Annotated in this window: 6 protein-coding genes; 5 read left to right on the top strand and 1 reads right to left on the bottom strand. The window is 67.8% G+C overall.

What is annotated here, in order from left to right; all coding sequences use genetic code 11:
- A partial coding sequence (locus tag P3W75_RS00415) for a DUF1353 domain-containing protein (RefSeq protein WP_276225393.1) occupies window positions 1-800 on the bottom strand: 800 nt, incomplete at its 3' end.
- A 329-nt stretch (window positions 801-1,129) separates the two neighbouring features.
- Between P3W75_RS00415 and P3W75_RS00410 the strand changes: the two genes are divergently transcribed.
- The 5 genes from P3W75_RS00410 (at window position 1,130) to pgaD (ending at window position 12,874) form a co-directional block, all read left to right on the top strand.
- Window positions 1,130-5,992: an NAD-glutamate dehydrogenase gene (locus P3W75_RS00410; protein ID WP_276225392.1), complete on the top strand. Its 4,863-nt coding sequence runs from the start codon at window positions 1,130-1,132 to the stop codon at window positions 5,990-5,992.
- A gap of 699 nt (window positions 5,993-6,691) precedes the next feature.
- Entirely contained in the window at window positions 6,692-9,061 is a 2,370-nt protein-coding gene (gene pgaA, locus P3W75_RS00405) for a poly-beta-1,6 N-acetyl-D-glucosamine export porin PgaA (RefSeq protein ID WP_276225391.1), read from the top strand.
- Window positions 9,062-9,072: 11 nt separating this feature from the next.
- A complete protein-coding gene (pgaB, locus tag P3W75_RS00400; RefSeq protein ID WP_276225390.1) occupies window positions 9,073-11,076 on the top strand; it encodes a poly-beta-1,6-N-acetyl-D-glucosamine N-deacetylase PgaB in 2,004 nt (667 codons plus the stop codon).
- Window positions 11,073-12,404 (top strand): poly-beta-1,6-N-acetyl-D-glucosamine synthase, encoded by a 1,332-nt coding sequence (pgaC, locus tag P3W75_RS00395; protein WP_276225389.1) that lies wholly within the window; start codon window positions 11,073-11,075, stop codon window positions 12,402-12,404. The genes pgaB and pgaC overlap by 4 nt, the downstream gene beginning before the upstream one ends.
- A complete protein-coding gene (gene pgaD / locus P3W75_RS00390) occupies window positions 12,401-12,874 on the top strand; it encodes a poly-beta-1,6-N-acetyl-D-glucosamine biosynthesis protein PgaD (protein WP_276225388.1) in 474 nt (157 codons plus the stop codon). The genes pgaC and pgaD overlap by 4 nt, the downstream gene beginning before the upstream one ends.
- Window positions 12,875-12,879: the final 5 nt, after the last annotated feature.

The following is a 12,879-nucleotide window of genomic DNA, read 5'->3' as shown; positions in this document are numbered from 1 at the left end:
GGCGTGAGGCAGCGTAACCGGCTGTTCCCGTTGCGCATCCCGCGCATCTTCGGCGCGCCGCCGACGATCACCGCCAGGTAGTAGACGAAGGCGACTGCGCGGGGCATCCCGGCGTCGCGCAGCATGCGCCGGAACAGGCGGTCGGCGCAGGCCTTGTCCAGCGGCGAGACGTTGAGGAACTGGTAGAGCGCGTCGTGCACCAGGCTGGCGTGGTGCGCCAGGGGCCAGAACACCTGTTTGCGGCGCACCTCGCCGTCGCGGATGCAGGCGACGTCTTCCAGGTGTTCCCACCAGTCCGGCGTGCCGAAGATGGCCAGCCAGTAGAAGGGAATCTTCGGCGAGCAGCCATCCCAGGCGTAGGTGCGTGGCAGCTCGAAGCGGTAGCGCACCTCGCCGCTTCGCAGGTCGACCTCGCTGTGGCCGGGGTTGACGATGATCCGCCCGTCGTGGACCACCAGCCACTCGCTATAGAAATAGCGCCCACGGGCCTCGTCGCAGAACACCGTCAGCGGGAAGTCGATGTAGTTGACCCAGGGGCCGGGGCGGTCGCGGCTGCAGAAGCCCCAGCGCTCCACCGAGGCCGCGCGCGCGGCGCGGATACGCCGCAGGCGCTCGCGGCGGCCGACCAGCTGTGGCAGCAGCACGCCCAGGTAGACCGGCAGCGCGCCAGCCAGCAGGTACTGGATCAACGCCGGCTGCAGCAGCCAGGCCAGGGCCAGCAGGGCGAGGCCGAGCAGCGTGACCAGCAGGTTGGCGAGATGGCGCAGCAGCGGGCGCTGCAGCGGAGGGGCGGCTTGCATGGCGTCCGTTCCGTAGTGGCTCAGGGCCTTGATCTTGCCATCGCGCCGCGACAACTCCTGTCGCCTGCCTGGCACGGTCGTCCCGGCTACCCCTGCATGAACGAATATGTCGCGGCTTGGTAATCCCTTCGCCGCGCAGGCTCGTTAAGCTCGGCAGGTGAATCGTGACCGACCGGTCCGTCCGCCACTACCGGGGCTTTTCCTGCCTGGATTAATGCCCAGCATCTGCTGAACTTGATCGGAAGCCGACGTTCGGCCCTCGGCAGCGCGATTCGCAGTTCGAGAAAGCCCTTGCTTCAACCAATGACAAGCCAAGCGGAGCATTGACCATGGCGTTCTTCACCGCGGCCAGCAAAGCCGATTTCCAGCAGCAACTGCAATCGGCCCTGGCGCAGCACGTCGGCGAAAAGGTGCTGCCACAAGTAGCCCTGTTCGCCGAACAGTTCTTCAGCCTCATCTCCCTCGACGAATTGACCCAGCGCCGCCTGTCCGACCTGGTCGGCTGCACCCTGTCTTCCTGGCGCCTGCTGGAGCGTTTCGACGCCGCCGCGCCGGAAGTCAGCGTCTACAACCCCGATTACGAGAAGCACGGCTGGCAATCCACGCACACCGCCGTGCAGGTGCTGCACCCGGACCAGCCGTTCCTGGTCGACTCGGTACGCATGGAGCTGAACCGCCGCGGCTACAGCATCCACACCCTGCAGACCGTGGTGCTGAGCGTGCGCCGCAACGCCAAGGGCGAGCTGCTGGAGCTGCTGCCGAAGAACAGCCAGGGCAAGGACGTGCGCCACGAGTCGTTGATGTACCTGGAGATCGACCGCGCCTCCCACATCGGTGAGCTGCGCACCCTGGAGAAGAGCCTGCTGGAAGTGTTGGGCGAAGTGCGCGTGGCGGTGGCCGACTTCCCGGCCATGCGCGGCAAGGCCGAGGAGTTGCTGGCCTGGCTCGGCAAGTCGAAGGCCAAGGCGCGCGCCGAGGAAGTCGCCGAAGTGCGGGCGTTCCTCGAATGGCTGCTGAACAACCATTTCACCTTCCTCGGCTACGAGGAATTCACCGTGGTGGACGAGGCCGATGGCGGCCGGGTCAATTATGACGAGAAGTCCTTCCTCGGCGTGACCAAGCTGCTGCGCACCGGCCTGAGCAAGGAAGAGCTGCACATCGAGGACTACGCGGTGGCCTACCTGCGCGAGCCGTTGCTGCTGTCCTTCGCCAAGGCCTCGCATCCCAGCCGCGTGCACCGCCCGGCCTACCCGGACTATGTGTCGATCCGCGAGGTCGACGCCAAGGGCAAGGTGCTGCGCGAGTTCCGCTTCATGGGCCTGTTCACCTCCTCGGTGTACAACGAGAGCGTCAGCCACATCCCCTCGATCCGCGGCAAGGTGGCGGAAGTCGAGCAGCGCTCCGGCTTCGACGCCAACGGCCACCTGGGCAAGGAACTGGCCCAGGTGCTCGAGGTGCTGCCGCGCGACGACCTGTTCCAGACCCCGGCGGACGAGCTGTTCAGCACCGCCATGGCCATCGTGCAGATCCAGGAGCGCAACAAGATCCGCCTGTTCCTGCGCAAGGACCCCTACGGGCGCTTCTGCTATTGCCTGGCCTACGTGCCGCGCGACATCTATTCCACCGAGACGCGGATCAAGATCGAGCAGGTCCTGCGCGAGCGCTTGAAGGCCAGCGACTGCGAGTTCTGGACCTTCTTCTCCGAGTCGACCCTGGCCCGCGTGCAGTTCATCCTGCGCGTCGACCCCAAGACGCGCATCGACATCGACACCAAGCGGCTCGAGGAAGAGGCCATCCAGGCCTGCCGCTCCTGGCAGGACGACTACGCCGCGCTGGTGGTGGAGAACTTCGGCGAAGGGCAGGGCACCAACATCCTCGAGGACTTCCCCAAGGGCTTCCCGGCCGGCTACCGCGAGCGCTTCGCCGCGCACTTCGCGGTGGTCGACCTGCAGCACCTGCTCAGCCTGTCCGACGCCCGCCCGCTGGTGATGAGCTTCTACCAGCCGCTGGCGCAGAGCGACCAGCAACTGCACTGCAAGCTGTACCACGCCGACGCGCCGCTGGCGCTGTCCGACGTCCTGCCGATCCTGGAAAACCTCGGCCTGCGCGTGCTCGGCGAGTTCCCCTACCGCCTGCGCCACAGCAACGGCCGCGAGTACTGGATCCACGACTTCGCCTTCACCTACGCCGAAGGCCTGGATGTGGACATCCAGCAGCTCAACGAGACGCTGCAGGACGCCTTCGTCCACATCGTCAACGGCGACGCCGAGAACGACGCCTTCAACCGCCTGGTGCTGACCGCCGGCCTGCCGTGGCGCGACGTCGCCCTGCTGCGCGCCTACGCGCGCTACCTCAAGCAGATCCGCCTGGGCTTCGACCTGGGCTACATCGCCAGTGCGCTGAACGCCCACGTGGACATCGCCCGCGAACTGGTGCGGCTGTTCAAGACCCGCTTCTACCTGGCCCGCAAGCTCACCGCCGAGGACCTGGAAGACAAGCAGCAGAAGCTCGAACAGGCCATCCTCAGCGCCCTGGACGACGTCCAGGTGCTCAACGAGGACCGCATCCTGCGGCGCTACCTGGACCTGATCAAGGCCACCCTGCGCACCAACTTCTACCAGCCCGACGCCGCCGGCCAGAACAAGGGTTACTTCAGCTTCAAGTTCAACCCCAAGGCGATCCCGGAAATCCCGCGCCCGGTGCCCAAGTACGAGATCTTCGTCTATTGCCCGCGCGTGGAAGGCGTGCACCTGCGCTTCGGCGACGTGGCGCGCGGCGGCCTGCGCTGGTCCGACCGCGAGGAAGACTTCCGCACCGAAGTGCTGGGCCTGGTCAAGGCGCAGCAGGTGAAGAACGCGGTGATCGTGCCCACCGGGGCAAAGGGCGGCTTCATCCCGCGCCGGTTGCCGACCGGCGGCAGCCGCGATGAAATCCAGGCCGAGGCCATCGCCTGCTACCGCATCTTCATCTCCGGCCTGCTGGACATCACCGACAACCTCAAGGAAGGCCAGGTCGTGCCGCCGGCCAACGTGGTGCGCCACGACCCCGACGACCCCTACCTGGTGGTCGCTGCCGACAAGGGCACCGCGACCTTCTCCGACATCGCCAACGGCATCTCCGCCGAATACAACTTCTGGCTGGGCGACGCCTTCGCCTCCGGCGGTTCCGCCGGCTACGACCACAAGGGCATGGGCATCACCGCCCGTGGTGGCTGGGTCTCGGTGCAGCGGCACTTCCGCGAGCGCGGCATCGACGTGCAGAAGGACAGCATCACCGTCATCGGTATCGGCGACATGGCCGGCGACGTGTTCGGCAACGGTCTGCTGATGTCCGACAAGCTGCAGATGGTCGCGGCCTTCAACCACATGCACATTTTCCTCGATCCGAATCCGGACCCGGCGGCGAGCTTCGCCGAGCGCCAGCGCCTGTTCAACCTGCCGCGCTCCAGCTGGGCGGACTACGACGCCAAGCTGATCTCCGCCGGCGGCGGCATCTTCCTGCGCAGCGCCAAGAGCATCACGCTGAGCCCGGAAGTGCGCGCGCGCTTCGACATCCAGGCCGAACGCCTGACCCCCACCGAGCTGATCAACGCGCTGCTCAAGGCGCCGGTCGACCTGCTGTGGAACGGCGGCATCGGCACCTACGTGAAGTCCAGCAAGGAAAGCCACGCCGACGTCGGCGACAAGGCCAACGACGCCTTGCGCGTGGACGGCCGCGAGCTGCGCGTGAAAGTGGTGGGCGAGGGCGGCAACCTTGGCGTCACCCAGCTGGGCCGGGTCGAGTTCGGCCTCAACGGCGGCGCCTGCAACACCGACTTCATCGACAACGCCGGTGGCGTGGACTGCTCCGACCACGAGGTGAACATCAAGATCCTGCTCAACGAGGTGGTGGCCGCCGGCGACATGACCGGCAAGCAGCGCAACAGCCTGCTGGCCGAGATGACCGAGCAGGTCGGCGACCTGGTGCTGGGCAACAACTACAAGCAGACCCAGGCGCTGTCCCTGGCCGAGCGCCGCGCCCGCGAGCGTATCGCCGAGTACAAGCGGCTGATGAACGACCTGGAAAGCCGCGGCAAGCTCGACCGCGCGCTGGAGTTCCTGCCCACCGACGAGGGCCTGGCCGAACGCATCGCCGCCGGCCAGGGCCTGACCCGCGCGGAGCTTTCCGTGCTGATCTCCTGGAGCAAGATCGACCTCAAGGAGCAGCTGCTGGGCTCGCTGGTGCCGGACGACGACTACCTGACCCGCGACATGGAGACGGCCTTCCCGCAGACCCTGGTCGAGACCTTCGGCCCGGCCATGCGCAGGCACCGCCTGAAGCGCGAGATCGTCAGCACGCAGATCGCCAACGACCTGGTCAACCACATGGGCATCACCTTCGTGCAGCGCCTGAAGGAGTCCACCGGGATGACCCCGGCGAACGTCGCCGGCGCCTACGTGATCGTCCGCGACGTGTTCCACCTGCCGCACTGGTTCCGCCAGATCGAGCAGCTCGACTACCAGGTGCCGGCGGAAGTCCAGCTGACCCTGATGGACGAACTGATGCGCCTGGGCCGCCGCGCCACCCGCTGGTTCCTGCGCAGCCGCCGCAACGAACAGGACGCCGCCCGCGACGTGGCTCACTTCGGCCCGCGCATCGCGGCGCTGGGGCTGAAGCTCAACGAGCTGCTCGAAGGCCCGACCCGCGAGCTGTGGCAGGCGCGTTACCAAGCCTACGTCGATGCCGGCGTGCCGGAGCTGTTGGCGCGCATGGTCGCCGGCACCAGCCACCTCTACACCCTGCTGCCGATCATCGAGGCGGCGGACGTCACCGGCCGCGACCCGGCCGAGGTGGCGCGCGCCTACTTCGCCATCGGCAGCGAGCTGGAGCTGACCTGGTACCTGCAACAGATCAGCAGCCTGCCGGTGGAGAACAACTGGCAGGCGCTGGCCCGCGAAGCCTTCCGCGACGATCTCGACTGGCAACAGCGGGCGATCACCGTCTCGGTCCTGCAGATGCAGGATGGCCCGCAAGACATGCGTGAGCGCGTGACCCTGTGGGCCGAGCAGCACCGCACGATGGTGGCGCGCTGGCGCGCCATGCTGGTGGAGCTGCGTGCCTCCAGCAGCACCGACTACGCGATGTACGCGGTAGCCAACCGCGAGCTGGTCGACCTGGCGCAGAGCGGGCAGCACGGCGTCGCCGTAGCCTGATCGACCCGCTTGAGACAGCCCCGCCTCGGCGGGGCTTTCTTTTGCCCGCGATTTGCCGGGGAGGTGCGCAGGACTTTCGGGTTAACTCCAATCAATCGCCGCCGCACCGTAATTCGCCCTGCAATTCGTTGGGTTGGTGTCAAACTTACGGCGACGGTGTTGTGACGTTTCGTCATTAATTTGACGATGTATTGAGTTGTTTCGAGATTTAGTCGACAATTTGACAAATTCCGGGTTGCACCCTTGGTTGTCCTGTCGTGGCCGCCGCTTGCCCTTCCTGAGGCTGGCGGGCCGCGCGGTAGGCAGCGGTCCACGCTCATCGCCGAAAGAACTGGCGCTCAACTACAGGAAGTTGGCAGTGCGTAGCTTGAACCCCTTCAGACCCGTCCGCGTTTCCCACGCCTCCGTCTGCCCGCGCGCGATTGCCGCCCTTCCGGTGCGGGCGCGCCCGGCGCGCACTCAAGATCCCGGCCAGACCGGGCGCTAGGCCACCTGCGTATTTCGCCACGCCCCGACGCGAACGGCAGCAAGCCGCGCCGCACGGGCCGCCACAGTCACAGTGACCAGACCAGTCTTATGCGAAGCCCCGACGAAGTTCTCGATCTGCCGGCCCCTTGGCCACTGCGTTTCCCTGGCCGCCATCCGCGTTCGTTGCGCGCCTGCGGCGCTTTGGTCGCGGGCTTGCTGCTGTGCAGCACGATGGCGCGGGCCGACGACGGCTACGACGCCCTGGTGATCAAGGCGCGCTCCGGTGACTACGCGCCGGCCCTGGATTTTCTCGCCGGCCAGCCGGCCACGCCGCGCTATCTCAACGACCACATCGCCATCGCCGGCTGGGCCGGGCGCGACGCCGAGGTGGTACAGGTCTACGAAGCCAATCGGGGTTCGAAAGCGCTGAGCGCCGACTCGCTGGCCGTGGTGGCGCGCGCCTATCGCAACCTCAAACGCTGGCCGGAGGCCCTGGCGGCGTACCGCGGCGGCCAGGCCCTGGCGCCCAGGCTCGGCGCCCTGCGCGTCGGCGAAGTGATGACCCTGGCCGACGCCGGGCAGAGCGAAGAAGCCCTGCGCCGTGGCCAGGACCTGGTCCGCGACCTGCCGCAGGACCCCGATGCACGCATCGCCCTGGCCTATGTGCATACCCGCGCCGGCCGGCGCTACGCCGCGCTCTTCGAGCTGGACAAGGCCCGCGAGCTGGCGCCGGACAAGGCCTACGTGCAGCGCGAGTACCTGCGCGGCCTGGAGGGCGCGCACCTGGCGGAACCGGCACTGCGCATCGGTACCGCCCGGCCTGGGCTGATCGACGAGGCCCAGGCGCGGCGCCTGCAGGCCGACGCCCTGGCTCGCGAAGTGCGCTTCGCTCAGCTTCCGGCGCGCCGTGAGGTCGATCGCTTCGAAGTCGCCGACCGTGCCATCGCCAGCTCCGCGCGCCTGATGCAGCAGTGGGCCGAGCAGCCCGAGGCCAAGCTCGAGCGCAACCGCGTGCGCGTCGATCGGCTTGGCGCGCTGCATGCCCGCGTGCGCATGCAGCAGGTGGTCGACGAATACGAGCAACTGCTCAAGGAGCAGGTCGCCGTGCCGGCCTACGCCGAGCGCTGGGTCGCCGGCGCCTACCTGTACCTGCGCCAGCCGGAGACGTCCGCCGACCTCTACCGCAAGGTGCTGGCCAGCGATTCGCCGAAGGACCCGGAGTGGATGGACGACAACCAGGGGCTGTTCTACGCCCTGGTGGAGTGCGAGCAGTTGAGCCAACTGCAGCCGATGGCCGACCAGTTGGTGGCGCAGCAGCCGGTGCTGCTGTATTCCCAGGGGGCGCCCGCCGGGCACCCCAACGAGAACCGCCTGGACGCGAAGATCCTGCAGGCCAACGCCTACCTGTTCAATGACCAGCTGCCCCAGGCGCAGCAGGCTTTCGAGGAACTCTCTCACGCGGCGCCGGCCAACGGCGGCCTGCGCACCGGGCTCGCCGGCGTCTACTCGGCGCGCGGCTGGCCGCGCCGCGCCGAGTCCGAGCTGAAGAGCGCCGAGGCCCTCGGCCCGCGCGACCTCGGCGTGGAAGTGGCGCAGGGCAACACCGCCCTGGAACTGCAGGAGTGGCGCCAGGCCGACCTGCTCGCCGACGACGTCATTCAGCGCTTCCCCGAGCAGCTCTCGGCGCAGCGCCTGGACAAGCTGCGCAAGGTGCAGCACATGTTCGAACTGCGCGTCAGCGCCTACGACGGCCACAGCACCGGTGGCGGCGAGGCGGTCGGCGACCGCGACTTCGGCATCGACAGCGTGCTCTACAGCCCGCCGATCGACGAGAACTGGCGGGTCTTCGGTGGCGTCGGCTATGCCACCGGCGACTTCGTCGAAGGCACCGGCCACTACCGCTACCAGCGCGCCGGCGTGGAGTGGCGCGAGCGCGGCAACACCCTCGAGGGCGAGCTGTCGCACAACGACTATGGCGACGGCGACAAAGCCGGCGCGCGCCTGGCCGGCAGCCACGAGATCGACGATCACTGGCAGTACGGCTGGAGCGCCGACTACCTGTCGCGCGAGACGCCATTGCGCGCGCTCAACAGCGGCATCCGCTCCAACGCGGTCGGCGCCTGGCTGGGCTGGCGCCAGGACGAAACCCGCGAGTGGAAGCTCAGCGCCACGCCGCAGCACTTCAGCGACGGCAACCAGCGCGTCGGCCTGGTCTGGACCGGCAAGCAGCAGGTCTACAGCCAGCCCTACCTGAAAGCCGACCTCGGCCTGGAAGTGGGCGCCAGCCACAACAGCAAGTCGGACGACGTGCCCTACTTCAACCCCAAGCGCGACCTCAGCGTGCTGCCGACCCTGGACCTGGACCACATCCTCTACCGCCGCTACCAGACGGTCTGGAGCCAGCAGGCGCAGTTCGGCGTCGGCACCTACACCCAGCAGAACCATGGCACCGACCCCATCGCCCTGATCGGCTACGGGCAGCGCCTGAAGTTCGACGATCGCTTCGACGGTGGCATCAACCTCACCGCCATGAGTCGCCCCTACGACGGCGACCGCGAGCTGGACTTCCGCCTGATGCTCGACATCAACTACCGCTTCTAAGGGCACCCGACATGAGCGCCTTCTTCCGTACCTTCTGCTTCTGCCTGGCCGCGCTGCTGGCCGGCTGCGCCGCCGAGGCGCCGCCATTCGTGGCGCCCAAGGAGCGCCCCGTGGCGGTGAGCGAATCGCCCTGGCCGGCCGGCCGCCTGCTGACCCTGGCCTACCACGACGTCGAGGACGACGATTCCAACCAGGCCTACATCACCACCCGCACCGCGCACCTGATCGACCAGTTGGCCTGGCTCCGCGAGCAGGGCTTCCACGCCGTCTCGGTGGACCAGATCCTCGCCGCCCATGAGGGCCGCGCGCCGCTGCCGGACAAGCCCGTACTGCTCAGCTTCGACGACGGCTACAGCAGCTTCTACACCCGCGTGCTGCCGGTGCTGAAGGCCTACGACTGGCCGGCGGTGATGGCCCCGGTCGGCGTCTGGATGAAGACCCCGGCCAACCAGCCGGTGGACTTCGGCGGCTTGCCCAGCCCGCGCCAGCGCTTCCTCACTGTCGACCAGGTGCGCGAAGTGGCGCAGTCCAACCTGGTGGAGATAGGCGCGCACACCTACGCCTCGCACCTGGGCCTGCAGGGCAATCCCCAGGGCAACACGCTGCCGGCGGCGGCCAACCGGCTGTACCTGCCCGCCGAGAAACGCTACGAGACCGACGCCGAATTCCGCCAGCGCCTGGACAAGGACGTCGGCTCGATCAGCGCCACCCTCCAGGGCATCACCGGCAAGGCCCCGCGCGTCTGGGTCTGGCCCTATGGCGCGGCCAACGGCAGCACCCTGCAGATCGCCAGCGAGCACGGCTACAGCCTGGCGCTGACCCTCGACGACGGTATCGGCAGTGTCGATAACCTGCGCGACCTGCCGCGCTACCTGGTCAACGGCGACCCGGAGATCGACGAGTTCGCCTCCGACATGAACCTCATCCAGGAACGTAGTCCGATGCGCGTCGCTCACGTCGACCTGGACTACGTCTACGACCCGGACCCGGCGCGTACCGACGCCAACCTCGGCAAGCTGGTGCAGCGCATCGCCGACCTGGGCATCAACACCGTGTTCCTGCAAGCCTTCGCCGACCCCAAGGGCGACGGCAACATCCATGAGCTGTACTTCCCCAACCGTCACCTGCCGATGCGCGCCGACCTGTTCAACCGGGTCGCCTGGCAACTGCGCAGCCGCGGCGGAGTGGCGGTGTACGCCTGGATGCCGGTGCTGGCGTTCGACCTCTCCGCCGACCTGCCGAGGGTGCAGGCCTGGGACCCGAAGACCGGCGCCAGCGCCGTGGACCCGAAGCAGTACCGGCGCCTTTCGCCGTTCGACCCGCGGGCGCGCCAGCAGATCGGCGAGATCTACGAGGACCTGGCCAGGCACGCCAGCTTCCGCGGCATCCTGTTCCACGACGACGCGCTGCTCTCCGACTTCGAAGACGCCAGCCCCGCGGCCCTGGCCGCCTATCGAGAAGCCGGGCTGCCGGGCGACCTGGCGGCGCTGCGCGGCGACGAGCAGACCCTGCAGCGCTGGACGCGCTTCAAGAGCCGCTACCTGGTCGACTTCACCCGCGAGCTGGCCGGCAAGGTCCGCGCGATTCGCGGTCCGCAGGTGAAGACCGCACGCAACATCTTCGCCGAGCCGATCCTCGATCCGCAGGCCGAAACCTGGTTCGCGCAGAACCTCGACGACTTCCTCGGCGCCTACGACTGGACCGCGCCCATGGCCATGCCGCTGATGGAAGGGGTGGACGTGGCCCATTCCAACGCCTGGCTCGACGGCCTGGTGCGCCAGGTGGCCAAGCGCCCCGGCGGCCTGGAGCACAGCGTCTTCGAGCTGCAGGCACGCGACTGGCGCGCCGGCCAGCTGAAGCCGATCGACGCGCAGCAGCTCGCCGATTGGATGAAACGTCTGCAATGGAACGGGGTCCGTCACTACGGGTACTACCCGGACGACTTCCTCAACGACCAGCCGGCGCTCAAGGTCATCCGCCCGGCGTTCTCCTCATCCTGGTATCCGAAACTATGACTGATCGTCTCGTAGCCCTGCTGATCCTGGTGGTGATACTGGGCGGCCCCATCGGTGTAGCGCTGATCGCCACGGGCGAGCTGCTGCTCAACTTCGTGTTCTTCTACCCGCTGTTCATGTCGGCGCTGTGGATGTCCGGCGGCGCCTACTTCTGGCTGCACTGGGAGCGCCACTGGCCCTGGCGCGAAGCGCTGCCGGCGCTCAAGGGCGAACCGCTGGTGAGCATCCTCATCCCTTGCTACAACGAGGGCGAGAACGCTCGCGAGACCATAGGCGCGGCGCTGGCGCAGCGCTATGCGAACATCGAAGTGATCGCCATCAACGACGGTTCCCGCGACAACACCGGCGAAGTGCTCAACGAGCTGGCGGCGCAGCACCCGCGGCTGCGCGTGCTGCACCTGGCGCAGAACCAGGGCAAGGCCATCGGCCTGCGCATGGGTGCGCTGGCGGCGCACAGCGAATACCTGGTGTGCATCGACGGCGACGCGCTGCTCGACCCCGACGCGGTGGCCTACCTGGTGGCGCCGCTGATCGACAACCCGCGGGTCGGCGCGGTCACCGGCAACCCGCGCATCCGCACGCGCTCGACCCTGGTCGGCCGCGTACAGGTCGGTGAGTTCTCCTCGATCATCGGCCTGATCAAGCGCACCCAGCGCGTCTATGGCCGGGTCTTCACGGTCTCCGGGGTGGTCGCCGCGTTCCGTCGCAGCGCGTTGAACCGGGTCGGCTTCTGGAGCCCGGACATGATCACCGAGGACATCGACATCAGCTGGAAGCTGCAGCTGGACCATTGGGGGATTTTCTACGAGCCGCGCGCGCTCTGCTGGATCCTCATGCCCGAGACCCTGCGCGGGCTGTGGAAGCAGCGCCTGCGCTGGGCCCAGGGTGGCGCCGAGGTGCTGCTGAGGAACATCCGCAGCATCTGGCGCTGGCGCCTGCGCTACATGTGGCCGCTGCTGGTGGAGTTCTGCCTGTCGGCCGCCTGGGCCTTCACCTTCGCCCTGACCATCCTGCTCTGGGGGCTCGGTCGCGCGGTCGAGCTGCCGCCGGGGCTGCGGGTCGACAGCATCATGCCGCCGGCCTTCACCGGCATGGTGCTGGCGGTGGTCTGCCTGATGCAGTTCGGCCTGAGCCTGCTGATCGAGCGGCGCTACGAGAAAGGCCTGGTCGGCTCGTTGTTCTGGGTCATCTGGTATCCCTTCGCCTTCTGGCTGGTGACCCTGATGACCACCCTGGTGAGTTTCCCCAAGGTCATGCTCAAGGTGCGTCAGCAGCGCGCGCGCTGGACCAGCCCGGACCGCGGGATCAAGAGGAGTACCCCGACATGAGCCTGATCAAGACCCCGCAGCACTGGCTGCACGTAGCCATCGACGGCGCGCTCACGCTGGGCGCCTGGGCGAGCTTCGTCTACTTGCTGGTGCGTGGTTTCGAGGCGATGGCGGACGCGTCGCGCAACGGGCCGCAACTGGACTTCCTGCACGAGCTGATCCGCACTTGCGGCACCCTGGCGGCCTACGCCCTGTGCGCCACCCTGATCGGGTTGCTGTTGTTCGCCTGGGCCAAGTACAACGAGATACGTGCGCGGCGTTACGCGCGCCGTCAGCGCATGCCGGACATCAGCGCGCAGACTCTGTCGAAGAGTTTTCGCATCACCTCGGAAACCTACCTGCGCCTGCGCGCGCAACAGGTGCTGACGCTGCACAACGACCAGGTCGGCGACCTGATCTGGGTGGAGGAGCATATCCGCGAGGATGGAGAGGACGCCGCCCGCAGGAGCAGCGAGACCAGCGAAGTCTGAGCCGG

This window comes from Pseudomonas citronellolis, assembly GCF_029335315.1.
Classification (GTDB): Bacteria; Pseudomonadota; Gammaproteobacteria; order Pseudomonadales; family Pseudomonadaceae; genus Pseudomonas; species Pseudomonas citronellolis_A.
The sequence above is the reverse complement of the archived record's forward strand: the minus strand, read 5'-3'. Positions and strand labels throughout refer to the sequence as shown.

Excerpts from the sequence above, each read along its gene's own strand:
- P3W75_RS00410 (WP_276225392.1), top strand. The coding sequence starts at position 1,130 with ATGGCGTTCTTCACCGCGGCCAGCAAAGCCGATTTCCAGCAGCAACTG.
- pgaB (WP_276225390.1), top strand. The coding sequence starts at position 9,073 with ATGAGCGCCTTCTTCCGTACCTTCTGCTTCTGCCTGGCCGCGCTGCTG.
- pgaD (WP_276225388.1), top strand. The coding sequence starts at position 12,401 with ATGAGCCTGATCAAGACCCCGCAGCACTGGCTGCACGTAGCCATCGAC.
- pgaC (WP_276225389.1), top strand. The coding sequence starts at position 11,073 with ATGACTGATCGTCTCGTAGCCCTGCTGATCCTGGTGGTGATACTGGGC.
- pgaA (WP_276225391.1), top strand. The coding sequence starts at position 6,692 with ATGGCGCGGGCCGACGACGGCTACGACGCCCTGGTGATCAAGGCGCGC.